This is a genomic window from Streptomyces sp. NPDC058401 (assembly GCF_042722885.1).
Lineage (GTDB): Bacteria > Actinomycetota > Actinomycetes > Streptomycetales > Streptomycetaceae > Streptomyces.
Genome location: NZ_JBHXKA010000136.1, coordinates 1 through 21,714, shown reverse-complemented (window position 1 = coordinate 21,714; position 21,714 = coordinate 1). Strand labels below are relative to the sequence as shown.

18 protein-coding genes are annotated in these 21,714 nt (G+C 72.5%); 7 read left to right on the top strand and 11 right to left on the bottom strand.

The window, feature by feature from the left end; genetic code table 11:
• Positions 1–65 precede the first annotated feature (65 nt).
• Entirely contained in the window at positions 66–665 is a 600-nt protein-coding gene (locus tag ACFWNV_RS33220) for a TetR/AcrR family transcriptional regulator (protein ID WP_383954259.1), read from the top strand.
• Positions 666–672: 7 nt separating this feature from the next.
• Here the strand turns inward: ACFWNV_RS33220 and ACFWNV_RS33215 are convergent, their stop codons facing one another.
• The 3 genes from ACFWNV_RS33215 to ACFWNV_RS33205 form a co-directional block, all read right to left on the bottom strand.
• Positions 673–1,566 carry a formylglycine-generating enzyme family protein gene (locus ACFWNV_RS33215; protein WP_383954253.1) on the bottom strand — a complete coding sequence of 298 codons (894 nt, stop codon included), beginning with the start codon at positions 1,564–1,566 and terminating at the stop codon, positions 673–675.
• 93 nt (positions 1,567–1,659) lie between these two features.
• A complete protein-coding gene (locus ACFWNV_RS33210; protein WP_383954251.1) occupies positions 1,660–3,060 on the bottom strand; it encodes a sulfatase in 1,401 nt (466 codons plus the stop codon).
• A gap of 144 nt (positions 3,061–3,204) precedes the next feature.
• Positions 3,205–4,164 carry a LysR family transcriptional regulator gene (locus ACFWNV_RS33205; RefSeq protein ID WP_383954249.1) on the bottom strand — a complete coding sequence of 320 codons (960 nt, stop codon included), beginning with the start codon at positions 4,162–4,164 and terminating at the stop codon, positions 3,205–3,207.
• A 182-nt stretch (positions 4,165–4,346) separates the two neighbouring features.
• Here ACFWNV_RS33205 and ACFWNV_RS33200 point away from each other — a divergent pair, with 182 nt between their 5' ends.
• Complete coding sequence (locus ACFWNV_RS33200; protein ID WP_383954257.1) at positions 4,347–7,832, top strand: M28 family peptidase; 3,486 nt, start codon at positions 4,347–4,349, stop codon at positions 7,830–7,832.
• A gap of 118 nt (positions 7,833–7,950) precedes the next feature.
• Positions 7,951–9,090 (top strand): PP2C family protein-serine/threonine phosphatase, encoded by a 1,140-nt coding sequence (locus tag ACFWNV_RS33195; RefSeq protein WP_383954247.1) that lies wholly within the window; start codon positions 7,951–7,953, stop codon positions 9,088–9,090.
• Positions 9,091–9,123: 33 nt separating this feature from the next.
• Here ACFWNV_RS33195 and ACFWNV_RS33190 read toward each other — a convergent pair whose 3' ends face one another.
• From ACFWNV_RS33190 to ACFWNV_RS33160, 7 genes are all read right to left on the bottom strand, one after another.
• A complete protein-coding gene (locus ACFWNV_RS33190) occupies positions 9,124–10,692 on the bottom strand; it encodes a hypothetical protein (RefSeq protein WP_383954245.1) in 1,569 nt (522 codons plus the stop codon).
• 144 nt (positions 10,693–10,836) lie between these two features.
• On the bottom strand, positions 10,837–11,031 hold the full coding sequence (locus ACFWNV_RS33185; RefSeq protein WP_383954243.1) for a hypothetical protein: 195 nt from the start codon (positions 11,029–11,031) through the stop codon (positions 10,837–10,839).
• Between the two features lie 100 nt (positions 11,032–11,131).
• Positions 11,132–11,791, bottom strand: coding sequence for an ABC transporter ATP-binding protein (locus ACFWNV_RS33180; RefSeq protein WP_383954241.1), 660 nt, complete (start codon positions 11,789–11,791; stop codon positions 11,132–11,134).
• On the bottom strand, positions 11,784–12,674 hold the full coding sequence (locus tag ACFWNV_RS33175) for an ABC transporter ATP-binding protein (RefSeq protein ID WP_383954255.1): 891 nt from the start codon (positions 12,672–12,674) through the stop codon (positions 11,784–11,786). The genes ACFWNV_RS33180 and ACFWNV_RS33175 overlap by 8 nt, the downstream gene beginning before the upstream one ends.
• 143 nt (positions 12,675–12,817) lie before the next feature.
• Entirely contained in the window at positions 12,818–13,747 is a 930-nt protein-coding gene (locus tag ACFWNV_RS33170; protein WP_383954239.1) for an ABC transporter permease, read from the bottom strand.
• Positions 13,740–14,705, bottom strand: a complete 966-nt coding sequence (locus ACFWNV_RS33165; protein WP_383954237.1) for an ABC transporter permease — start codon at positions 14,703–14,705, stop codon at positions 13,740–13,742. The genes ACFWNV_RS33170 and ACFWNV_RS33165 overlap by 8 nt, the downstream gene beginning before the upstream one ends.
• Before the next feature lie 74 nt (positions 14,706–14,779).
• Positions 14,780–16,438 (bottom strand): ABC transporter substrate-binding protein, encoded by a 1,659-nt coding sequence (locus tag ACFWNV_RS33160; RefSeq protein WP_383954235.1) that lies wholly within the window; start codon positions 16,436–16,438, stop codon positions 14,780–14,782.
• A gap of 185 nt (positions 16,439–16,623) precedes the next feature.
• Here ACFWNV_RS33160 and ACFWNV_RS33155 point away from each other — a divergent pair, with 185 nt between their 5' ends.
• Together ACFWNV_RS33155 and ACFWNV_RS33150 are read left to right on the top strand one after the other, a co-directional pair.
• Complete coding sequence (locus tag ACFWNV_RS33155) at positions 16,624–17,628, top strand: fibronectin type III domain-containing protein (protein ID WP_383954234.1); 1,005 nt, start codon at positions 16,624–16,626, stop codon at positions 17,626–17,628.
• Positions 17,629–17,794: 166 nt separating this feature from the next.
• Positions 17,795–19,819: an ATP-binding protein gene (locus ACFWNV_RS33150; protein WP_383954232.1), complete on the top strand. Its 2,025-nt coding sequence runs from the start codon at positions 17,795–17,797 to the stop codon at positions 19,817–19,819.
• A gap of 158 nt (positions 19,820–19,977) precedes the next feature.
• Here the strand turns inward: ACFWNV_RS33150 and ACFWNV_RS33145 are convergent, their stop codons facing one another.
• The gene (locus tag ACFWNV_RS33145) at positions 19,978–20,163 is read right to left on the bottom strand and encodes a DUF5999 family protein (RefSeq protein WP_250740159.1); all 186 of its coding nucleotides are present in this window, start codon (positions 20,161–20,163) and stop codon (positions 19,978–19,980) included.
• A 155-nt stretch (positions 20,164–20,318) separates the two neighbouring features.
• Here ACFWNV_RS33145 and ACFWNV_RS33140 point away from each other — a divergent pair, with 155 nt between their 5' ends.
• Both ACFWNV_RS33140 and ACFWNV_RS33135 read left to right on the top strand, forming a co-directional pair.
• Positions 20,319–20,756 (top strand): SRPBCC family protein, encoded by a 438-nt coding sequence (locus ACFWNV_RS33140; protein WP_383954229.1) that lies wholly within the window; start codon positions 20,319–20,321, stop codon positions 20,754–20,756.
• A gap of 65 nt (positions 20,757–20,821) precedes the next feature.
• Positions 20,822–21,631 (top strand): hypothetical protein, encoded by an 810-nt coding sequence (locus ACFWNV_RS33135; RefSeq protein WP_383954227.1) that lies wholly within the window; start codon positions 20,822–20,824, stop codon positions 21,629–21,631.
• Positions 21,632–21,714 lie beyond the last annotated feature (83 nt).

Genomic DNA, 21,714 nt, shown 5'->3' with positions numbered 1-21,714 from the left:
TCCGGGGGCCGGTGGGCCCGCGGACGCCCCGCCCGGGGCGCACCGGAGCAAAGGGGAACCCGTACATGGCACGGATGCCGTTGACCGACCGGCGCAGGCAGCTGACGGAGGCGGCGATCCGCGCGATGACCCGTGACGGGGTGTCCAGGACCACGACCCGGTCCATCGCCGCCGAGGCGGGCGTCTCCCTGAGCGTCTTCCACTACTGCTTCGACTCCAAGCAGGCGCTGCTGGAGTCGGTCATCGAGACCATCACCGCGCACTACGTCACCCTCGTGAAGGCCGCGATCGTGCCGAGGCCCACGCTGCGGGAGACCATCCGGGCCGGGTTCCAGGCGTACTGGGACCACGTGGCGGCCAGCCCAGGCGCGCACATGCTCACCTACGAGCTCACCCAGTACGCGCTGCGCCGGCCGGAGTTCGGGCACCTGGCGCGCAAGCAGTACGAGTCCTACTGCGATACGTACACCGAGCTGCTCGAGGAGCTGCGCCGGATCACCCCCTTCGAGCTCACCGTGCCGGTGAGCGTGCTGGCCCGCTATCTGGCGGCCATGACCGACGGGGTGACCCTGAGCTTCCTGGTCCTCGGCGACGAGCAGGCGGCCGCCGGGATCCTCGACATGGTCACCGATCACGTGGCCGGACTGGCCGTGCGGGCGAACTGATTGCCCCTCAGGCAGCCACCCGGAAGCCGATGTTGGAGGTGGAGCTGTCGGGGGTGTTGGAGCTGCGGGCGGCGACCCGGTAGCGGTTGCAGTACGAGTCGTGGCAGAGGAAGGAACCGCCGCGCATCGCCCGCGAGGGGTGCCCCGGGGCGAACGGGTCCGCGCTCCACTCCCACACGTTGCCCACCGTGTTGTACAGCCCGTGGCCGTTCGGCCGGTACGACTTCACGGGCACGGTGCCCAGCTGGGGTCCGGTGGGGCCGTCGGGGAACTCGCCCTGCCAGATGTTCAGCATCGTCCGTCCGCCCGGGGCGAGTTCGTCGCCCCAGGGGTAGCGGCGCTGCTCCAGGCCGCCGCGGGCCGCGTACTCCCACTCGGCTTCCGTGGGCAGCCTGGTGCCCGACCAGGCGCAGTAGGCGGTCGCGTCGTTCCAGGAGACGTGGACCACGGGATGGTTCTGCCGGGAGGCGATGGAGGTACCGGGCCCCTCGGGGTGCTTCCAGTCGGCGCCGGACACCGCCCGCCACCAGGGAACCCCCTCCACGGCCGGCGCCGTGGCGGCGGGTCCGGCCCCGAGCAGACCGGCGAAGACGAAGGAGAAGCCGAAGTCCTCGGCTTCCGTGACGTGTCCGGTGGCCTTCACGAAGGTGGCGTACTGGGCGTTGGTCACCGTGGTCGGCGCGATCCGGAAGGGAGCCACCTCCACCTCCCTGACCGGGCCCTCCCCGTCCGCCGGGAACCCGTCCGCGTCCTCGGTGCCCATGAGGAACCGGCCCCCGGGCAGGTCGAGCAGACCGCGTACGGGCCGGGGCGCGGGGACCGGCGGCGCGGCGAGCAGGGTGAGGGCGCCGGCCGGGGAGTCGTGGCCCGGGGTGCAGCAGGAGGGGTACGAAGAGGACACGGAGGCTCCGGTGAACGTGCGGGATGGATGCGGTCCGGCCGGGCGCGCAGTGGTGCGCCCGGCCGGAGGTCTGGGGCCCAGGTCGGCTGGCGGCTAGCCGACCCGGTCGGCGGCGAGCTGGGCGGCCAGGGCGGGGATGCCCAGGTTCCGTTCCTGCGTCGGAGTGGCCTGGTACAGCTTGTTGACCAGCTGATGGGGGTCGGCGGCGAGGTCGTAGTACTCCCGGAAGGTGACCTCTCCGGTGCCGGACACCGTGCCGTTGGCGTCGGTGTGCAGCTTGTAGTACTCCACGTACTGCTTGTCCTTGGCCACGTAGGAGGACCAGGTGCGGTGGTCGGCGCCGGTGCCCTTCTTCCACCATTCGACGAGCAGGTGGTCGCGGCTGTACGAGCTCAGCAGCGAGCGGCCGTCCTGCGGGGTGTTCGGGGTGATCCCGGCGGCGTCGAGGATGGTGGGCGCGATGTCGATGTTGGCGACGATGCGGTCGTCCACCGTGCCGGCGCCGAGGCCCGCGGCGGGCCAGGAGAGGTAGAACGGCACCTCGTGGGCGGGGCTGTAGGGCACCGACTTGGCGGTCCAGCCGTGGTCGGCCCAGCCGAAGCCGTTGTCGCCGATGTAGATGACGAGGGTGTTGTCGAGCTGCCCGGTGGCCGCCAGCTTGTCCTTGAAGGCCTGGACGGCGTCGTCGACCGAGAGGAGCACGCGCAGCTGCTCCGCGCGGATGCGCTGGCCGTCCTCCAGGGTGCCGGTGGCGTCCTGGATGTAGGGCGGCTTGTCGCTGCGGTCGGCCTCGGTGACGGAGGGGCGGCCGTTCCACGCGGGTACGGGGGTGCCCGCGTACTTGGCCTCGGGCGTACGGGGTCCGTGCGAGGCGTACGGGGTGACGTAGGCGAACCAGGGGCGGCTGTCGGTGGCCGCCTTGTCCAGGAAGCTCAGCGTCCGGTTCTTGATGATGTTCGTGGTGTAGCCGTTGATCGTCTGGACCGTCCCGTTGACGTTCCACTTCGCGTCGACGTATCCGGGCTGGAGCAGCGAGAAATCCTCGAAATGCGGGGGCGCGTCGGCAATGTTCCAGGAATTGAGGTATTTGCCGAAGAGACCCGTGCGATATCCGGCCTGCTTCAGATAGCGCTGGACGGTGGTGTTCTGGTCCAGGGAGGCGGAGGCGGCGTTGTTGCGGACCCCGTGATTGTGGGCGTAGCGGCCGGAGAAGACCGAGGAGCGGGAGGGTGCGCACAGGGGGGTGGTGACGTGGCCGTGGCTGAACTTCACGCCGTGGCCGCCGAGCCAGCCGATGGTCTTCTGAAGTGCCCAGTCGGTCTGCTTGGGCTGGTCGTCGGTGACGATCAGAAGGATGTTCGGGCGGGTCACGGACGCCGCCGCGGGGGCTGCCGCCGCCTGGCCGATCGCGGGCACGGTGGCTGCGGCCGCGGCCGCAGCGGTGCCGGCGATGAAGCCTCTCCGGCTGACCTGCGTGCGGACTCTCTTACTCATGGGTATTTCCTCCAGCTCTCCGAAGGGGCGCCCTTTTGCCTGAAAAGGGACGTGGCGGCCACTGCCATGCGGAGAGCGTAAAGCGAGGGGAATACGCATTCCATGTACGGAGTATGAAATGACGTCAGCCGGTGACGCGGGGCGTCAGCCCAGGACCGGATGGGCTTCCGGATGCTGGTCCCACCAGGCCCGGTGGAAGGGGTGGTTGTCCACATTGGCCAGGTACGCGTGGGCGGCCGACCGGTAGAACTGTTCCGCCTGCTGCGCCGAGACCGTCGTGCGGTTCCAGGCGAGCCTGATCCGCCCCGTCATGGGTGCGCCGATGAGGGGGCGCATCACCGTGCCCGCCACGGCCGGGGCGGTCGGCTGGCTCAGCGAGATCGCGCGGCCCGCCGAGACGAGGTCGTAGTGCATCATGCGGTCGGTGATCCGGTAGCGCAGCGAGGGGACGAAGCCCGCCTTCGCGCAGGCCTCGATCAGCGCCTCGGGACCTCCGTCGTCGTCCTCCAGCAGGGTCATCCACTGCTCCTCGGCGAGGTCGGCGAGGTCGACGGCCTCCAGCCGCGCGAGCGGGTGGCGGGCCGACATCCGGATGCAGAAGGGCTCCTTGGGGACCAGGGTGCGCGCCGTCACTCCGGCCGGCAGCGGCACCTCGTGGTCGTTCACCTCTCCGTACACGATGACGTCGTAGCGGCCCGCTCCGAGCATCCGCACGAGGGCCGTCACCGAGTCCTCCAGGTACACGGAGACCTCCCGGCCGGGCAGCGCCAGATCCTGACGTGCGATCAGACCGTCGACCAGCACGAGCAGGATGCAGCCCAGCCGGAGCGGGGCCCCGGCCGTCAGGGCCCGTGCTTCCGCACCGAGGGCGTCCATCTCGCTGAGCACCCGGCGCGCCTTGGCCAGCACGAACTGGCCCAGCGGGGTGGGTTCGACCCCGAGCCGGCCCCGGACGAAGAGCTCGCCGCCGGCGACCCGTTCGATCCGGCGCAGCTGGGCGGAGAGCGCCGGCTGGGAGACCCCGAGGATCCGCGCCGCGCCCCCCAGGCTTCCTGTCTCCGCTATCTGGCAGACGGCTTGCAGATGTCTCAGCTCCAGCTGCATGCGGGCAGCTTACGCAGCGCCCTCCGCCGGCACCATAACGCCGGTCTTATGTCGGCAGGGATGTCCCGATCTGGTCATGGACACGCCCATACTCGGCCGCGAACACCCAGACCGCCTTTCTCATCCCTCCCCGCCCCATCCCCCCACACGATCGGAGTGGACTCTTGCAGCCCACCAGATGGATGGCCGCCCTCGCGGCCATGGTGCTGACCACGGGCCTCGCCGGCACGCTGGCCACCACCGCCACCGCCTCGCAGAACTCGGATCCGGTCCCGGCCCCTTCTGCCGAACGGGCGGTCGCCGCGGCCGACGCGGCCGTGCGCAGCGGGCTCGACAGCCTGGTCAACTCCCCGCAGCAGCAGTACGACCGGCGCCTGGTCACCCCCTGGGTGAAGGACCTCTACTCGGTCGCGTACGAGCGCAGCTACCGCGGCCTGCCGGTCGTCGGCGGCGACGCGGTCGTCCTCGCCGACGGCGAGGGCCGGGTGCGCGCCCTGCAGTCGGCCTCCGCGACCGTGATCGACGTGGCCACCACCGCGTCGGTCTCGGCGCAGGCCGCCGAGACCGTCTCGCGCGGCCGGCAGGTCAAGACCGACAAGGTGGAGAGCAGCCGGCTCGTCGTCAAGCTCAAGGACGACAAGGCGGTGCTGGCCTGGGAGACCGTCCTGACCGGGCGGACCGCCAAGGCTCCCAGCAAGCTCCACGTGTTCGTGGACGCCCGTACCGGCAAGGTGCTCGACACCTTCGACGAGGTGGTCGCGGGCAGCGGCAACAGCAAGTGGAACGGCCCGAACCCGCTGACCATCGACACCACGGCCTCGGGCGGCACGTACTCCCTGCGCGACCCGAACCGGACCGGGCTGAGCTGCGCCGACTACAGCTCCGGCACGGTCTTCTCGAAGTCCTCCGACTCCTGGGGCACGGGCAACCCGACCTCCAAGGAGACCGGTTGCGTGGACCTGATGTTCGCTGCGCAGAAGCAGTGGGACATGCTGAGCCAGTGGCTCGGCCGCAACGGCGTCAGCGGCAACGGCCGCAGCTTCCCGGCCAAGGTCGGCCTGAACGACGTCAACGCGTACTGGGACGGCAGCTCGGTCAGCATCGGCCACAACAACGCCAACGAGTGGATCGCCGGCGTGGACGTGGTGGCCCACGAGTACGGGCACGCCATCGACACCAACACCCCGGGCGGCACCAGCGGCCAGGAGTCCGGGCTCGGCGAGGGCACCGGTGACATCTTCGGCGCGCTGACCGAGGCGTTCATCAACGAGCCCTCCCCGTACGACACTCCGGACTACACCGTCGGCGAGATGATCAACCTCGTGGGCAACGGTCCGATCCGCAACATGTACAACCCGCCGGCCGTCAACAACGACCCCGCGTGTTACAGCTCCTCGATACCGAACACCGAGGTGCACGCGGCCGCCGGTCCCCTGAACCACTGGTTCTACCTGCTCGCCGAGGGCACCAGCCCGGGCGGCGGCAAGCCGAACAGCAGCACCTGCAACCAGACCACCCTGACCGGGGTGGGCGTGCAGAACGCCGGCAAGATCTTCTACGGCGGCATGCTGCTGAAGACCTCCAGCATGTCCTACAAGAAGTACCGGACGGCGACGCTCAGTTCCGCCAAGTCGCTGGACACCACCTGCAACCTGTTCAACAAGACCAAGGCCGCCTGGGACGCCATCAGCGTGCCCGCCCAGTCCGGTGACACGACCTGCACCCCGAGCGGCCAGAACAGCGACTTCTCGCTGGCGCTGAACCCGTCCTCGGGCACCGTCCAGCAGGGCGCCTCGGCCACCACCACGGTCGCCACCGCCATCTCCACGGGCACGGCCCAGCAGGTGACCCTCACCGCCTCCGGCCTCCCGGCCGGTGTCACCGCATCCTTCAGCCCGGCCACCGTGCAGTCCGGCCAGTCCTCGACGCTGACGCTGACCGCCTCCTCCAGCGCGGCTCCCGGATCCTCGACCGTCGTGGTCAAGGGCCAGGGCACCAGCCTCTCGCACACCGTCGACTACGCGCTCACCGTGGGCGGTACCACGCCCCCGCCCGGCGCGCCCAACATCGACGTGGCCGCCGTCCAGGCCCACCTGACCCAGCTGAACACCATCGCCTCCCAGAACGGCGGCAACCGCCGTGCGGGCAGCGCCGGTTACACGGCCTCGGTGGCGTACGTGAAGGGCAAGCTGCAGGCCGCCGGCTACACGGTGACCGAGCAGAACTGCACCTCGTGCACCTACCCGTCGAACAACCTGATCGCCGACTGGCCCGGCGGCCCCGCCGACCAGACGATCATGTTCGGCGCGCACCTCGACAGCGTCTCGGCGGGTCCCGGCATCAACGACAACGGCTCGGGCTCCGCGACCCTGCTGGAGAACGCGCTCGTCCTCGCCCAGAAGAACCCCACGATGACGAAGCACGTGCGCTTCGCCTGGTGGACCGACGAGGAGCAGGGCCTCAACGGCTCGAAGTTCTACGTCAACCAGCTCAGCAGCACCCAGAAGTCGGCCATCAAGGCCTACTACAACTTCGACATGGTCGGCTCGACCAACGGCGGCTACTTCATCAACAACGTCAACTCCACGGCGGCCGCCCCGCTCAAGGCCTACTGGACCTCGCTGAACCTCGCTCCCGAGGAGAACACCGAGGGCCAGGGCCGCAGTGACGACTACTCCTTCCAGCAGGGCGGCATCCCCACCTCCGGCTACGCCGCCGGTGCCAGCGCCCGCAAGACCTCGGCGCAGGCCACGAAGTGGGGCGGCACCGCGAACGCGGCGTACGACTCCTGCTACCACTCCTCCTGCGACACCACGAGCAACATCAACGCCACCGTCCTGGACCGCAGCGCCGACGGCGTGGCCTACACGGTCTGGAACCAGGCCGTCGGCGGCACCACCCCCGGCCCGGACTTCTCGATCAGCGCCTCCCCGGCCACCGGCAGCGCCGCCCAGGGCGGCAGCACCAACTCCACGATCAACACCGCGACCGTCAGCGGAGCCGCCCAGACCGTCGCCCTGTCGGTGACCGGCGCCCCCGCCGGCACCACGGCCTCGCTGAGCCCCTCCTCGGTCCAGTCGGGCAGCTCCTCGACCCTCTCCGTCCAGGTCGGCGCGAGCACCGCGCCCGGCACCTACACCCTGACCGTCACCGGCGCCGGCTCGGTCAGCCACACCACCACCTACACCCTGACCGTCACGGGCACCGGCCCCTCCTGCACCCCGCGCCAGCTCGTCGCCAACGGCGGGTTCGAGAGCGGCACCACCCCGTGGACGACCACCACGAACGTCATCACCAACCAGGCGGGCCAGACCCCGCACGGCGGCACCTACAAGGCCTGGCTCAACGGCTACGGCACGGCCCGCACGGACAGCGCCGCCCAGTCCGTGACCATCCCGACCGGCTGCTCCTCGTACCAGCTCGGTTTCTACCTGCACATCGACACCGCCGAGACCGAGAACACGGTCTACGACACCTTCACCGTCTCGGTGGGCGGCCAGACCCTGGCGAGCCTGTCCAACGTGAACGCGGCGGCCGGCTACCAGCTCAAGACGTACGACGTCTCCCAGTTCGCCGGGCAGACGGTCACGCTGAAGTTCCAGGGCCTGGAGGACGCCTCCCTGCAGACCTCCTTCGTCGTGGACGACGTCACCCTCCAGGTGAGCTGACGCCCCCGGCACCCTGAGCACCATCTGATCATCACCTGAGCACCACCCGGGCGGCACCCGCCCCGGCCCCACGGCCGGAGCGGGTGCCGCCCGGCCGTGTGCGGTGTATGCAGGAGGCATGGACCCCTTCCCGGCGCACCCCTCGACGCACCCCCGCTCCGGCAGGTTCCGGGAATCGCGCGCGGTGCTGCTGTCGGTCCCCTTCGCACTGATCGCCCTGGTCACGGTGGTCGACGTGCTGGCGCCGCCGGACGTGCACCTGGGTCCCTTCCTGGTGGCCGCCCCGGCCGTCACCGCCTCCTTCGCCGGGCCGCGCACGACCGGGTTCGTCGGCGCCGTGGCGGTCCTCGCCCAGGTGGGGGTGGCGATCGCGCGCACCTCCCTGACGGACCTCAACCACACCTTCCAGATCATCGCCCTCGTCCTGATCTCGGCCTTCGTCACCTTCTTCGCACACCTGCGCGAGGATCACGAGCGCCAGCTCACCCGATTGCGTTCCGTGGCCGTCGCCGCCCAGCAGGTGGTCCTACGACCGCTGCGCGACCGGATGGGCCCGCTGCGGATCGCCTCGGTGTACCTGTCGGCCGAGGCCGAGGCGCAGATCGGCGGCGACCTGTACGCGGCCGCCCGCACCGCCGACGGCACCCGGCTGCTCATCGGCGACGTCCGCGGCAAGGGCCTGGAGGCGGTCGGCGAGGCCGCGATCGTCCTCGGCGCCTTCCGGGCCGCCGCCCATCTGGAGGCCGACCTGCCGGGCCTGGTCGCCCATCTGGAGGCCGCCGTGGCCGCCGACCCGGACCGCGGCGCGGACGGCAACGGGGGCCCGGGCCGGCCGGAGGAAGGCTTCACCACGGCGGCGGTGCTCGACGTCCCCGACGAGGAGCCCGCCCTCCGGCTGATCAGCTGCGGCCACCCGCCGCCGCTGCTGCTGCGCGGGGGCAGCGTCATCCCCCTCCAGGTGGACCATCCGGCGCCGCCGCTGGGCCTGTCCGAGTTCGTGGACACCGGCTTCACCGCCCAGACCTTCGCCTTCGAACCGGGCGACGTGGTGCTGCTGTACACGGACGGCGTCATCGAGGCCCGCGACGCGTCGGGCGCCTTCTACCCGCTCCCGGAACGCGCCGCGAACCGCCCCGGCGACAGCCCGGAAGCCCTCCTGCGCCACCTGTGCGCAGACCTCCTCGCCCACACCCCGAACGGCTGCCTCGGCGACGACGCGGCCATGGTGGCCATCGAGCGCGTGGGCCACGGGGCCTGAGCGGGGCCCGTCCGGTGGACGGGCCCCGCGGTGTCAGCCGCCGTCGCGGACCGCGACGATGCCGTTGAAGACGCCGACGTAGGCCGTTCCGTCGGGGCCCAGGGTGATCGGGGCCCAGTTGTTGTCGTACAGCGGGCCGGTGCCCGTCAGCCGGCGCCAGCGGCGCTCGCCGGTGCGGAAGTCGACGGCCGTGAAGTACCAGGCGTCGATCCCCCAGATGTTCGGCTCCTTCTCGTAGAAGTAGAGCAGCCCGTTCGCGGTGGAGAGCTTCGGGACCACGGAGGGCGAGCGGATCGCGCTCTGCCAGACCGTGTCGCAGCCGCTGCCGTCGGCGCGGACGTCGATGCGGCTGACGCCGCCGACCACCGATTTGCCGAGGACCAGCGAGGTGACGTTCTCGTAGCCGTAGTTGTTCTCGACCACGATGCTGTTGCCCCAGGTGATCAGGGAGTTGTCGGTGGTCGAGGCGCCCGGTCCGAAGACGGGGACCTTGCACACCAGGCGCTGGCCCGCGGGGACGTCCAGGCCCCGCTTGAAGACCAGCACGTTCATCCGGTCGTCGGCGTTGTCGGTGATCGCGACGTAGCCGTTGCCGAAGAGGTCCGGGGTGGTGCCCGAACCCTGGTTGACCGAGCCGGGCTTGGTTCCCGTACCCCGGTCGTAGGTCTCGCGCCACTGCACGACGGGGGTGCCGTCGGCCGAGGCGGCGAAGCTGTACAGCGCGTGGTCGGTGACGATGGAGACGCCGTCCTCACCGACCGAGAACGAGTTCTGGATCTCCTCCCCCGGCAGCCGGATCGAGCGGATCACCGAGGTCTCCGGGTCCACGGTGCCGACCCGGCCCTGGCGGGTGACCCACCAGATGCGGCCGTTCCAGTCGGGCATCACCGAGGTGACCGGGTCACAGGTGCCGGAGGGCCACAGGTTGGTCCAGTCGACGCAGTCGTGCGGGACCTGGCCGGTGAGGTCCCAGTCGTTGTCGACCGTGAACTGCCAGCTGCCGTCCGGCTTCTGGGCGTGCGAGAGGCGCAGGACGTGCTGGCGGGAGTCGGCCAGCACCGCCCGGTCCTGGTTGTCCAGGTAGAAGTAGGCGCCGCCCGAGGTGTCCTTGAAGATCTTCGAGAAGTCGAGCGAGGTGATCGCCTGGACCGTCGAGGAACGCTGCGGGAGCTGGTGTTCCGCGAGCGTGGCGAGGGTGCGGGGGTCCAGCAGCTTGACCTTGAAGCCGCCGAAGGTGCCGCACACCGTGACCAGCCGGCCGCCCGAGTCGAAGGTGGCGGTGGCGCATTCGCCGCCGAGGGCGGCGATCTTCTCGCTGGTCACCTTCGGGTTCTTGCCGAGGGGTCCGGACCAGGGCGAGGTGGCGCTGCCCGCCGCGTCGGAGTGCATGCCGCTGCGGCCGTTGGGCGCGAGGTAGGGGTGCTGCGGCGGCGCTTCGCCGGGCAGCGGCGCCGCCACGGCCGGGGCGCCCTCGTAATGGCTGACCAGGCGGTGGCCCGGGGCCAGGGGTATCTCCTCGGCGGCGGCCGGCGAGACCCCGTACAACACCGCACATGCGGCGAGAACGGGTGCCACGGCGCAGTTCAGCGCTCTTCGGAACATCCGGACTTCCTCCCTTGTCCTCAGCTTTATTGACATTGCGTCTGACATCGCGCCGGGGCCAGACGCTAGATCGCACTGCCTGAGGAGTCCATGGAAGAGCCGGATGATTCACGAAGGCGCAACAGTTGATCAACTCGCCTTGTTTCAGGGCTTGAAGCCGCCGACCACGTTCGCCGTGGCCGAGACCCCGTTGTGAATGGTCTGCGCGAGGCTGCTGCTCGCGAGGTAGAAGCCGAGCAGGACGCAGACGAGCGCGTGCGAGAACTTGAGACCGCCACCGCGCAGGAAGATCCACGCGAGGACGAGGAGCAGGACGAGGACGGAGAGGGAGATCACCATCGGAACACCTCCTTAGGCGCCGTCATGGTGGCGCAGCCGGAGGGCCCTTCGGGCGAAACTCGTGTCCGCCAAACGGGTGTTGACGGTCCGTGACCGGCCTTCAGTCCTTGACGATCTCGCCCCAGTGGACCGTTCGCCCGCACCAGCGCCCGAGTAGCACGGCATCGTGCCCCACCGCCAGCAGGCCCGCGCCGGACTCCGCCCGGTACTCCTCCACCACGCCGACCAGCGCGGCGGTGGTCGACGCGTCGAGCATGGCGGTCATCTCGTCGCACACCAGCCAGCGCGGCCGCAGCACCAGCGCCCTTGCCACACAGGCCCGTTGCAGCTGGCCGTCGCTGACCTCGTGGGGCCGCCGCCCGAGCAGGTCCTCGCCCAGGCCGACCCGGTCCGCCAACGCGGGGACGGTGGAGTCGACTTCGCTACGCCGCCCAGTGGCCCGGAGCGGCTCGGCGACGAGCTCGCGCAGCGTGAGCCGGGGGTCCGCCGCCAGCCGGGGCTGCTGGAACACCATGCCGACCGAGGTGCGCAGGGCGCGCGGCGCCCGGTGCCGGAAGCCGGTCACGGCGCGGCCGTCGAAGGCCACGCTCCCCCGGTCGGGCCGGTGCAGCAGCGCGGCGACCCTGGCCAGGGTGGACTTGCCGCAGCCGCTGGGGCCGAGCAGCCCGAGGGAGTCGCCGGGGGCGAGGCGCAGGTGGGCTCCGCGCACGACGGGGGCCCGGCGGTCGTAGCCGGCGGTGATGCCGGTGAGCTCAAGCATGGTGGCAGGCCACCCCTTCGGTGAGCGGGGGCGGTTCGGCCCGGCAGCGGGAGTCGGCGCGCGGACAGCGGGCGGCGAAGGCGCAGCCGGGCGGGAGCGCGCCGAGTTCGGGCGGGGCCCCGGGGATCGGGGCGAAGGCACGCTCGGGGAGGGCGTCGAGGAGTCCGCGCGCGTAGGGGTGGCGGGGGCCGGGAGCCCCGAAGAAGGCTGCGGCGGGGGCCGTTTCCACGATGCGGCCCGCGTACATGACGGCCACGGTGTCGGCGATGCGATGGGCCGCCGCGAGGTCGTGCGTGATCATCAGCAGCGCCCGGCCGGCGTCCCGGGTGTGGGCGCGCAGCTCGTCGACGGTGCGGTGGACGAGGTCCCGGTCGAGGCCGGTGGTCGGCTCGTCGGCGAGCAGCAGGGGCGCGTCGCCGATCAGCGCGAGCGCGGTGGCGGCGCGCTGGGCGAGCCCGCCGGAGAGCTCGTGGGGGTACCGGTCGAGGTGGGTGGCGGGGAAGGAGGCCCGGCGGGCCGCCGCTTCGGCGGCCTCCCGCAGTTCGGCCCGGGCGGTCCCGGTCAGTTCGCGGACCGTCTCCTCCAGGTGGGAGCGGATGGTGCGGACCGGGGTGAGGTGCGCGGCGGGGCTCTGCGGGACGAGCGCGACGCGGCGGCCCCGGATGCTCCGGGCGAGGGTGCGCTCGTCGAGGGCGAGCAGGTCGGTCCCGTCGGCGAGCCGGGCCGCGCCGGCGGTCTCGGCGTTGCCGGGGAGCAGGCCGAGGAGGGCGGAGGCGAGCACGGACTTGCCGCAGCCGCTCTCGCCGACGAGGGCGAGGCATGCGCCGGGGGCCAGGGCGAGGGTGGCGTCGGTGACGGCCGCGACGTACCGGCCGCCGCGCATGCGGAAGCGCACGGAGAGCCGGTCCAGCGCGAGCACGGGCCGGTCGGAGCCCGGCGCGGACACGGACGCGGACGCGGGCTCCGACTCCGACGCCGACGACGCCGACGTGGACACCGAAGCCGAAGCCGGCGGGACAGGGGTCTTCACAGGCTCAGCTCCGAGCGGCGGCGGGGGTTGAGGCGCTCGCGCCAGGCGCCCGCGAGACCGGCGATCGCCAGGGTCGGGACGATCAGCAGGAGCCCGGGGAAGAGCGTGGGCCACCAGTCCCCGGCGAGCAGCGAACCGCGGGCCGTCTGGACCAGGTTGCCCAGGCTCGCCTGGTGCGCCGGCAGGCCGAGGCCCAGGAAGGACAGGGCGGACTCGTGCCACATGGCGTGCGGGACCATCAGCACGGCGGCGAGCCCGGCCTGCGGCAGGACTCCGGGCACGAGGTGGCGTACGGTGACCCGCCACCGCGAGGCGCCGCCGGAGACGGCCGCGTCCAGGTAGGGCCGCGAGCGGAGCGAGAGCACCTCCGCGCGGACGATGCGGGCCGTGGACAGCCAGTGGGTCAGGGCCACGGAGACCACCACCGGCCACACCCCCGGCCGGAACATCGCGACGATGAAGATGCCGAGCAGCAGGTGCGGCACCGAGGACAGGGCGTCCACCACGCGCATGAGGAACCGGTCCGGCCAGCCGCCGAGCGCTCCGGCGAGCGCGCCGACCGCCGTGCCGACGACGGTGGCGACCAGCGCCGCCACCAGCCCGACCAGCAGCGAGACCCGCAGCCCGTACACGCAGCGCAGCAGCAGGTCGCGGCCCACGTCGTCGGTGCCGAAGGGATGGGCCCAGGAGGGCGGCAGCAGCCTTGCCGACAAGTCGACTGCCTGCTGGTCCAGTTGGACCAGAGGCGGCACGAGGAGCACGGCCAGTGCGATCAGTACGACGATCACCGCCGAGGTCCGCACCCGCAGGTTCCGCGTGGAGCTCCGGCCGCGGCCGCGGGAGCGCCAGCGCAGGGGCGTCGCGAGGGGCGTCGCGAGCGGAGCCGCGGTCGGCGTAGCGGTCGGCGTAGCGGTCGGGTCAGCCATCGAAGCCCACCCTCGGGTCGGCCAGTCCGTAGAGCAGGTCGGACAGCAGGTTCCCGGCCAGTACGGCCGCCGTGGCCAGGACGGTCAGCGCGGCCAGCAGCGGGAAGTCCACCGAGGTCGCGGCCTGCACGGTGGCCGCGGCGATGCCGGGCCAGCTGAAGACGGTCTCCACGAGCAGCGCGCCGGTGATCAGCTCCGGCACCCGCGACCCGATCAGGGTCAGCATCGGGAGCATGCCGGAGCGCAGCCCGTGGCCGAGCAGCACCCGCCGCTCGCCCAGGCCCCGTGCGCGGGCGCCCCGTACGGGGTCCTCCTCCAGCGCGTCGGCCACGCCCTGCCTGACGTACAGGAAGAACCAGGGCAGTTGGGAGACGCCGAGGACCAGCGCGGGCAGCACCAGGTGGCGGGCCACCTGCCCGGCGGTGACCACGTCGCTGCCGGCGTCGGTGAGGCCGCCGGACGGCAGCACGCCCAGGCGCACCGAGAAGAACCAGACGGCGAGCAGGCCCAGCCAGAAGGCCGGGGCCGCTTCGAGGGTGTAGGCGAGCCCGGAGACGGCCCGGTCCAGGCGTCCGCCCGGCCGGAGTGCGGCCAGGACGCCGAGCCCGGTGCCGAGCAGGACGGCGACGGCGAAGGCGCACAGCGCGAGCAGCGCCGACCAGCCGAGCCGCTGCGCGATGACGTCGGAGACGGGCTGGCGCATGACGGCGGAGGTGCCGAGGTCGCCGGTCAGCGCCGAGGTGAGCCACTCCCACCAGCGGGCGAGCAGGGGCTGGTCCACGCCGAGGTTGGCCCGCAGCTGGTCGAGCCCGGCCTGCGAGGCGGTGAGCCCGGCGGTGCCCGCGTAGGCCTTGACGGGATCGAAGGGGGACATGGCGGCGACCGCGAAGACCCCGAAGGTGACGACGAGCAGGACCGGCCCGGCGAACAGCATCCGCCGGCCCGCCATGCGCGCCATCGGCCCCCAAGGAACTCGGTGCAGAAAGTGGAGACGGTCCGGAAGGTGGAGACGGTCCGCAAGGTGGAGACGGCTCACTTCTGCTTCGGCTTCCAGCTCTCGACGTTCCACCAGGGGCCGGTCCCGAGGCCGTGGTCGTGGGGCTCGGTCTGGGTGGAGGGCCCGTCCCACCGGTCGCTCACCACGTAGAGGTGGTCGATGTGGGTGAGGTAGACGTAGCCCGGGTTCTTGACCAGCTCGCGCTGGACCGTGTCGTACGCGGCCTTGCGCACGGCCGGGTCCGAGCTGCGGCGGCCGTCGAGCAGTGCCTTGTCGACGGCCGGGTTGTCGTACCGGGCCATGTTGTTGAAGCCGTCGCCCGCGAGTGCGGAGTTCAGGGTCAGGTACTGGTCGAAGTCCGGGTCGGCCGGGGAGCCGCCGCCCGCGAGGACGGCGTCGGTCCGCATCCGGGGCTCGATGACCTCCCAGCTGCCGGACTCGGTGGTGACCTGGATGCCGGCCTTCTTGGCGTCGGAGGCGAAGGCGAGCGCGTGGTCCTGGCGGAGCTTGTCGCCGGTGGTGTACCAGAGCGGGAAGGCGGCGCGGACCCCCTTCTTGGCGCGGATGCCGTCGTCGCCGCGGATCCAGCCGGCCTCGTCGAGGATCTTCTCGGCCTCGGCCAGGTCGTGGGTACGCTCCGTGCCGGCGGCGAACCACGGACTGCCGGTCGGGACGGGCCCGTAGGCGGCCTTGCCCGCGCCTTCGAGGAGCTTGTCGACCAGCGCGTCGCGGTCCACGGCGATGTCCAGGGCCCGGCGGACGGCCGTGTCACCGGTGACGGGGTGCTCGGTCGGCAGGGTGACGTTGCGGTAGTCGAAGCTCTTGGCGGCATAGGTCTTCCAGGACGCGCCTGCCGCGCCTGCCGTGCCCGCCCCGCCCGCGCCGCCCGACTTGCCGCCGGCCTTGTCCGCCGCGAACCCCTTGGCCAGGTTCGGCGGCAGGACGGCCCCGTCCAGTTCTCCGGAGCGCAGCCGGGTGGCGCGCACGTCGTCGTCCTTGATGACCGCCATGGTGAACTTCTTCACCGCGGGCTCGCCGCCCCAGTAGGTCGGGTTGGCCTTGAAGCTCAGCTTCTCGCCCTTGGACCAGGCGGTGAGCACGTACGGTCCGGTGCCGACGGGCTTGGTGGTGAACCCGCCGCTGTTCACGTCCTGTCCGCCCGCGAGGTGCTCGGGGGCGATGGGCAGGACGGTCCGCTCGGCGAAGGGGGCGTAGGGGTACTTCAGGGTGAAGACGACGGTGTCGTCGCCCGTGGCCGTGACGTCGGCGATCGCGTCGAGCTCGGACTTGGACGCGTTGTTCGTCTTCGCGTCGAGGATCGTCCGGTAGGTGAAGACGACGTCCTTGGCGCCGAAGGGCCGGCCGTCGCTGAAGCGGACGCCCCTGCGGAGCGCGTAGGTGTACGTGAGGCCGTCCGCGGAGACCTGCGGGAGGGCCTCGGCCAGCGCGGGCTTCAGCTTCATGTCGGCGTCGTGCGCCAGCAGTCCGTCGAAGATCTTCGAGTTGCCGTCCTTGCCGTAGCCCAGCAGCGGGCTGAGGCTCTCCGGCTCGGTGGCTATGCCGACCACGGCGGAGTCGGGCGCCCCGGCGCCCGCCGCGGCGCCTCCTGCGGGGTTCGAGCAGGCCGCCGCGCCCGCGACGATCACCGCGGCCGCGGTCGCCCCGGCCATTCCCCGTACGGTCCGGGCCTTCATCTGGTGCACTTCCTTCGTTATTGCAAAGAGCTCGCAATAATGCCAGACGGGGACGGGTGAACACGAACCGGGCACCGCGGGCGGAAGGGACCGCGCAGGGGTCTTGCCCGGCCGCCGCGGAGCAGGCCATATTTGTCTAGACCTTTCCGAGGAGCCGGAAGAACCGGAAGAAGAGGGCGCCCGCCGTGCACGACCCCGCACCCAGCGCCGCGGCGCACCCCCTGAGCCACCCCCGGCGGCCGTCCGTACGGGGAACAACGCCCGTGCTCGCCCTGGCCCTTGCGGCCGCGCTGACGGCGTGCGGAGCTTCCGACACCGAAGCCCCGGCGACCCCGGCCGGACTCACGGCCCAGGCCGGCAGCGCCACCACCGTGCACGTGATGTGGCAGTCGCCCGCGCCCTCCGACGGGGTGACCTCCTTCCTGGTCTTCCAGGCGGACCGGCTGGTCCGCGAGCTGCCCGCCGACAAGACGATGACGGACATCACCGGCCTCGCCCCGCAGACGGCCTACGCGTTCACGGTCCGCGCCCGGGACGCCGCCGGGAACACCTCCCCCGCCGGCGCGGCCGCCTCCGCCACCACCCCCGCGGCCAAGGCGGAGGACCGGCTGCCCCCGACCGCCCCGCTCCGTACCGAGGGCCTGGCCCTCGGGCCCACTTCCGCCCGGCTGACCTGGGCCGCCTCCACCGACGACACGGGGGTCACCGGCTACGACGTCTACCAGGGCGACGCCCGGATCCACACGGTCGGCCCCGGCCTCACCTCGACCGTCCTGGAGGGCCTGCGGCCCGACAGCGTGTACACCTTCACCGTCAAGGCCCGCGACGGGGCCGACAACTCCTCCCCCGCCGGTCCCGCCGCCGACGTGACCACCCCGCCCGGGCCCGGGCAGCGGACCGGCACCGCGCCGGAGGAGTTCACCGCGACCGCCTCGCCGGGCGCGGTCACCCTCTCCTGGACCCCTCCGGCGACCGGCCGGGAGACCAGCGAGTACGAGCTCTACGTCAACGGCCGCCCCACCACCGTCATCCAGTTCGGCGCGGGCGCCGTCCCGGCGGGCCGGGCGGAGCACCGCCTCACGGTCGCCGAACCGCCGGGAACCGCATGGACGGTGAAGCTCCGGGCGCGGCTGCCCGACGGCACCTGGGGGGCGTTCTCCGCGGAACAACGGCTCGTTCTGCGCTCCTGACCCCCGCGCGGCCGCCCAGTTCCTGACAACCTGTTCGTCCGATCTGACCCGAACGGCACTACGGGGAAAGAAGATCGCGCAGAATACTCCCGTGTTCGGTGAGTACTCGGTCAACAACAATCAGGCAGATTCCGCGGACGGCGATCCTGCGCAAGACTCTGGCGCCGTGCCGGGAAACCTGCCGCCGGAAACGGCGAGCTTCGTGGGCCGTGAGCGTGAACTCGGCCTCCTTTCCGACCTGCTGCGCGAGCGGCGGCTCGTGACGCTCACGGGCGTCGGCGGCGTCGGCAAGTCCAGGCTGGCCCTGCGGGCCGCCTCCGACCCCCGCCAGCGCCGGCGCGACGGGGTCTGGTGGGTGGAGCTCTCCCCGCTGCGCGACGCCGATCTGCTCACCACCACCGTCGCGCACACCATCGGCCTCGCCCACCAGTCCCCGCGCCCCCTGGACGAGGAACTGTGCGCATGGATGGCCGACAAGGAACTGCTGATCGTCCTCGACACCTGCGAGCACCTGGTGGCCGCCTGCCGCCACCTGGTGGGCGAACTCCTGCAGTCCGCACCGGGCCTGACGGTGCTCATCACCAGCCGCGAGCCGCTCCGCACCCCCGGGGAGGACCTCGTCGAGGTCAGCCCGCTGCCCAGCGACGGACCCGACAGCGACGCCCTCGCCCTGTTCCGGGCCCGCGCCGTCGCCGCCACCCCGCACGCCGCGGCCGCCTTCGCCGACCCGGACCGGGCGGCCCTGGCCGCCGACATCTGCCGCCGCCTGGACGGCATCCCCCTCGCCCTCGAACTGGCCGGCGCCCGGATGCGGCTCTGGACCCTGGAACAGATGGCGCAGCGCCTCGAAGGCCGCTTCGACCTGCTCTCCGGCACCACCACCGCCCGCCTCCCCCGGCACCAGACGATGCGCACCGCCATCGGCTGGAGCCACGAGCTGTGCGAGCCGGTCGAGCGGCTGCTGTGGGCCCGGCTCTCGGTGTTCACCGGGGACTTCGACGCGGCCGCGGCGCGCGCCGTGTGCTCGGGCGGCCCGCTGCCCGCCGCGCGGGTGGAGCGGGTGCTGGCGGACCTGGTGGCCAAGTCGGTGGTCCGGTGCAGCCGGGAGCGGGGCGCGGGGGCCCGCTACCGGCTGCTGGACACGATCCGCGAGTACGGCCAGGACTGGCTGGCGGAGCTCGGCGAGGAACGGGTCGTCGCCGACCGGCACGCCCACTGGTACGCGGCGCTCTCGAAGGCCGCCGACCCGGGTTGGATGGGGCCCGGCCAGGTGGACTGGTACCGCAGGATGACCGCCGAGCACGCGCAGCTGCGCACCGCCCTGGAGCACCTGCTGCGCTCCGACCCGACGGCGGCCCTGGAGACGGCCGGAGCGCTCTGGTTCTTCTGGTTCTCCTGCGGCCACGTAGACGAGGGCCGCTCCTTCCTGGAGCGGGCCCTGAGCAGGGGCCCGCGCTCGGGCGGCGCCTACGTCCAGGCCCTCTGGGCCCTGGGGCTCACCACCATGCTCCAGGGCGACCTGGACACGGCCCAGGAGCTCGGCAGGGCGTGCACCGCCGCCGCGGCCACGCTGGCCGACCCCGAGCCGGAGCTGCGCGCCGCGTACCTGCACGCGGTGTCGGTGCTGATGCCGGGCGATCCCGTACGGGCCCTGGCGCTCGCCGGGCCCCGGGCGCGCGGGGGCCACGGCGGAAGACCCACCGGCGTGGGCTGGCTGCTGTGCCGGCTGGCCACCGGCTACGCCCTGTGCGACCTCGGCCGCTTCGAGGAGGCCGAGCGGGAGGCGCGGGGCCTGCGCGAGGCCTGCGCGGAGCTGGGCGAGCGCTGGCTGCGGGCGTACGCGGACTACATCCTGGCCATGGCGGCGTTCGGGCTCGGCCACCACGGGGAGGCGGCCCGGCACGCGCGGGCGATGCTGTCGGGCAAACGGCTGCTGGGCGACCGCTTCGGGATCGCGCTCGGCCTCGACCTGCTGGCGGCGGCGGTGGCGGGCCTGGGGGACGGCGAGCTGGCGGCCCGGCTGCTGGGCACGGGGCACGCCTGGTGGCGCACGGTGGGACGGCCGCAGATGGGGGGCTCCCCGTCGCTCACGGCCGTGCGCGACCAGGGCGAACGGCAGGCCCGGGCGGCGATCGGCGACGAGGCGTACGAGAGCGCCTTCCTGGGCGGCGCGGCGGCGTCCACCGGCTGAGACCCTCCAGGGGCCGGGCCGGTGGCGCCGTGGCGTGGCTCCGGGGCTCCCGTCAGTACGGGAGGGGTCTGCCCGACGGAGTACGCAGATCCAGGTCTCGGGGGGCGGGCTTCGGAACGGGCTTGCGGATCAGCTGCTGGCGCATGCTGTCTCCTCGCTCAGACAAGGGCCGGGCGGCGGGGTTCCACCGTGCGGCCGTCGGGGAGCAGTTCACCTGTGTCGTCGAAGACCACGGCGCCGTTGCAGAGCAGATTCCAGCCCTGTTCGGGGTGGAAGGCCACGGTGCGGGCGGCGTCGTGGTCGACGCTGTCGGCGGACGGGCAGGGGGGCTGGTGGGAGCACATGGCGCACCTCCTCGCAGTGTGGGGCGGGAGGGCCGGTGGTCACCCGGTCGAATCCGCGATCCACGGTGGCGGTGAGTATTGCTGATCGCCACCCCCGGACGGAACCCATATTCGCCGCCCAGTTCAGGGTGTGTATGCCCGCTTACGATGCGCTCATGCCCGCTATCCGGATCATTCGCCACACACTTCTCGGCCCCGAGGAAGCCTGGAGCAGGCTGACGGACTGGGAACGCCACGGCGCCGCCGTCCCGCTCACCCGGGCGATCATCGAAACGCCGCCTCCGACGCACACCGGAACCCGTTTCACCATGCGTACGGGCGTGGGGAGCATCACCCTCGACGACCCCATGGAAGTCACCCTCTGGCGGCCCCCGCGGGAGGGCTCGGCGGGGCTGGTCCGGCTCGTCAAGCACGGCCGCGTCGTGCGGGGCCGGGCGGAGATCGAACTGCGCCCCGCGCCCCGGGGCGGCTGCGAGGCCGAATGGCGCGAGGAACTGTCCGTACGCGGCCTGGGCCGCCCCTTCGACCCCGTGGTCGCCGCGGCGGCGCGGCTCTTCTTCTCCCGCGCCCTGGACCGCCTCCTGCGGCCCTGAGGGCCGCGGCTAAGGTTCCCCCGTCACCGCACCCGGTGATCACCGCACGACCGAGGGGGATCTCCGTGGCCACCCCGCCACCTCCGCAGGCAGGCCCGTACGGCCCGTACGCGGCCCGGCAGCCGCAGCAGCCCGAGCCGGCGGGCCCGTACGCCCCGCCGCAGTCCGCGGGCCCCTACGGCCCGTACACGGCCCACGCCCCGCACGTGCCGCCGCAGCAGCCGGGTCCGTACGGCTCCTGGTCCGCGCCGCAGCCCTCGTACGGCTGCCGGCTCTGCGGGGCCGGTCCGGCCGCCGAGGCGACCGTGCGCGGCCATCAGGGGATGATCGTGCTGATGCGGTTCCTGAGCCTGCCGGGCCCGTTCTGCCGGGACTGCGGGCTCGCCACCTACCGCCGCATGTCCGCGGACACCCTGTGGCAGGGCTGGTGGGGTCCCCTGTCGCTGTTCGCCACGCCGGTCACCCTGCTGCTGAACCTCGGCCCGCGCGCGGCCTTCCGCCGGCTCGCTCCCCCGACGGGCGGCCACCGGCCCCCGCTCGACCCGGGCAAACCGCTGCGCCGCCGGCCGGCCGCACTGCTCTTCCTCGTACCGGCCCTGTTCCTCCTGCTGGCGGTCCCCGCCCTGATCCTGATCGGCGTGCTGGCCGGGGACGACACCCCGCGCCCGCTGGTGTCGGGGCAGTGCGTCCGCAACGAGGGCGACTGGAGCCACCAGAAGCTCCTCGTCACGGACTGCGCCTCGCCGCAAGCCCAGTACCGGGCCACCCGCCCCTCGCTGGCCCCGGGCGGGACCTGCGCCCCCGGGGACTTCCTGGCCCTGCCGGCCTACAGCCCCGAGGGCACCGTCCTCTACTGCCTGACGCCGCTGCACTGACCGGGCGACCGGCAACGGAAGGGCCCCCGGCGCCTCGTGGCGCCGGGGGCCCATCCCCGTCCGGGTCCCGTGCGAGCGGATCG

Excerpts from the sequence above, each read along its gene's own strand:
- ACFWNV_RS33220 (WP_383954259.1), top strand. The coding sequence starts at position 66 with ATGGCACGGATGCCGTTGACCGACCGGCGCAGGCAGCTGACGGAGGCG.
- ACFWNV_RS33210 (WP_383954251.1), bottom strand. The coding sequence starts at position 3,060 with ATGAGTAAGAGAGTCCGCACGCAGGTCAGCCGGAGAGGCTTCATCGCC.
- ACFWNV_RS33205 (WP_383954249.1), bottom strand. The coding sequence starts at position 4,164 with ATGCAGCTGGAGCTGAGACATCTGCAAGCCGTCTGCCAGATAGCGGAG.
- ACFWNV_RS33200 (WP_383954257.1), top strand. The coding sequence starts at position 4,347 with ATGGCCGCCCTCGCGGCCATGGTGCTGACCACGGGCCTCGCCGGCACG.
- ACFWNV_RS33195 (WP_383954247.1), top strand. The coding sequence starts at position 7,951 with ATGGACCCCTTCCCGGCGCACCCCTCGACGCACCCCCGCTCCGGCAGG.
- ACFWNV_RS33190 (WP_383954245.1), bottom strand. The coding sequence starts at position 10,692 with ATGTTCCGAAGAGCGCTGAACTGCGCCGTGGCACCCGTTCTCGCCGCA.
- ACFWNV_RS33185 (WP_383954243.1), bottom strand. The coding sequence starts at position 11,031 with ATGGTGATCTCCCTCTCCGTCCTCGTCCTGCTCCTCGTCCTCGCGTGG.
- ACFWNV_RS33180 (WP_383954241.1), bottom strand. The coding sequence starts at position 11,791 with ATGCTTGAGCTCACCGGCATCACCGCCGGCTACGACCGCCGGGCCCCC.
- ACFWNV_RS33175 (WP_383954255.1), bottom strand. The coding sequence starts at position 12,674 with ATGCGCGGCGGCCGGTACGTCGCGGCCGTCACCGACGCCACCCTCGCC.
- ACFWNV_RS33170 (WP_383954239.1), bottom strand. The coding sequence starts at position 13,747 with ATGGCTGACCCGACCGCTACGCCGACCGCTACGCCGACCGCGGCTCCG.
- ACFWNV_RS33165 (WP_383954237.1), bottom strand. The coding sequence starts at position 14,705 with ATGGCGCGCATGGCGGGCCGGCGGATGCTGTTCGCCGGGCCGGTCCTG.
- ACFWNV_RS33160 (WP_383954235.1), bottom strand. The coding sequence starts at position 16,438 with ATGAAGGCCCGGACCGTACGGGGAATGGCCGGGGCGACCGCGGCCGCG.
- ACFWNV_RS33145 (WP_250740159.1), bottom strand. The coding sequence starts at position 20,163 with ATGTGCTCCCACCAGCCCCCCTGCCCGTCCGCCGACAGCGTCGACCAC.
- ACFWNV_RS33140 (WP_383954229.1), top strand. The coding sequence starts at position 20,319 with ATGCCCGCTATCCGGATCATTCGCCACACACTTCTCGGCCCCGAGGAA.